This is a genomic window from Kribbella swartbergensis, from assembly GCF_054784135.1.
On the sequence record NZ_BAAGPM010000009.1, the window covers coordinates 1 to 1,431 of the forward strand.

Sequence of the window (1,431 nt, forward strand, 5' to 3'; positions counted from 1 at the left end):
GCTCAGCCTTGTTTGGGGGATCCGATGAGACGCTTTGTTGAAGGCGTGGATCGCAGCCAGACCACCCTGTTTCCTGAGAGCCTGGACGACTTGGTTGATGAGAACAACCCGGTGCGTGTCATCGATGCTTTCGTCGACGCGCTCGATCTGAGGGCGCTTGGCTTTGACGGTGTCGTGCCGGAAGCAACCGGACGCCCGTCCTACCATCCTGCGGTTCTGCTCAAGCTGTACATCTACGGCTATCTCAACCGGGTACAGTCGAGCCGCAGACTGGAGCGTGAGGCCAGTCGCAATGTCGAGCTGATGTGGCTCACCGGTCGCCTGGCTCCCGATCACAAGACCATTGCCAATTTCCGCAAGAACAGCGGGCGGGCCATCCGCCAGGTCTGCGCCCAGTTCGTTATTCTCTGTCGGCAGATGGGTCTGCTGAACACCGCCAGCGTGGCCATCGACGGCTCCAAGTTCAAGGCCGTCAACAACCGCGATAAGAACTTCACGCGGGCGAAGGTCGAGCGCCGCCGGGCGCAGATTGAGGAGAGCGTTGGGCGTTATCTCCGGCAACTCGACACGGCAGATCGGCAGGAGCCCTCAGACGCACTGGCTGCCAGGACCACCCGGCTGAAGGAGAAGATCGCCCGGCTCGAGCAGGAGATGCAGCGCCTGGCCGAGCTGGAGGCGCAGATGCTGGCCTCGCCCGACCAGCAGATCTCGCTCACCGATCCGGATGCCCGCTCGATGGCGACCAGCGGGCGCGGCTCCGGGGTGGTGGGCTACAACGTGCAGGTGGCAGTCGAGACCGAGCACCACCTCATCGTGGCGCATGAGGTGACCAACGATGGCTGTGATCGGGCTCAACTTGCTGCCATGAGCAAGGACGCCAAGGCTGTTCTGGAGGTGGACCAGCTCGACGCTGTCGCTGACCGGGGTTACTGGGACAGTGAGGAGATCCTGGCCTGCGACCAGGCGGGAGTGACCGTCACCTTGCCCAAGCCCATGACGTCCGGCTCGAAAGCGGATGGCCGCTTTGGCAAGCAGGACTTCGTCTACCTGCCCGAGGAGGACGCCTACCGCTGCCCGGCGGGCGAGAAGCTGCGGTACTACTACAGCAATGTCGAGCGGGGACTGACGCTGCGGCGCTACTGGACCATGGCTTGCCAGGGCTGCTCGCTCAAGAGCCGCTGCACCACCGCTCCACAGCGGCGGATCACGCGCTGGGAGCACGAGGAGGTGCTGGAGGCGGTGCAGCGCAGGCTCGATCTGAATCCAGGGGCGATGCGCCAGAGGCGGGAGGTGGTCGAGCACCCGTTCGGCACGATCAAGATGCGCATGGGCGCCACCCACTTCCTGCTGAAGACCTTGCCGAAGGTGGCCAGCGAGATGGCCCTGCACGTGCTGGCCTACAATCTCACCCGGGTGCTGAACATCCTGGGG

At 64.2% G+C, this 1,431-nt stretch carries 1 protein-coding gene; it reads left to right on the plus strand.

All coding sequences use genetic code 11. The annotated features are described in order from the left end of the window. Positions 1-24 precede the first annotated feature (24 nt). The coding region (locus ACYVOK_RS06115) for an IS1182 family transposase (RefSeq protein ID WP_460661264.1) at positions 25-1,431 on the plus strand (1,407 nt) is incomplete at its 3' end.